Genomic DNA, 243 nt, shown 5'->3' on the forward strand with positions numbered 1-243 from the left:
CCGGTCGACGGCTCAGGCTCTGGCCTTGCGGTCCCGGATCGTTCTGGAGTGTGCCGAGGGGCACTCGATCATGGAGGTGTCACGGAGGCTGAAGGTCGCACCGACGAGTTCGTCGTGGCTCAACCTGGTCGAGCGGTGGTTCGGCGAGCTGACACAGAAGAAGCTCAAGCGCGGTGTCCACCGCTCCGTCCAAGCCCTCGAACGCGACATCCGAAACTGGCTCGCCGACTGGAACGAGGCCCC

At 65.4% G+C, this 243-nt stretch carries 1 pseudogene; it reads left to right on the forward strand.

Annotated elements, in window-relative coordinates:
* Window positions 1-88: 88 nt before the first annotated feature.
* Window positions 89-243 (forward strand): annotated as a pseudogene (locus tag IO33_RS50110) (IS630 family transposase); the annotation flags it as partial.

This window comes from Streptomyces durhamensis (genome assembly GCF_000725475.1).
GTDB classification, from domain to species: Bacteria; Actinomycetota; Actinomycetes; order Streptomycetales; family Streptomycetaceae; genus Streptomyces; species Streptomyces filipinensis.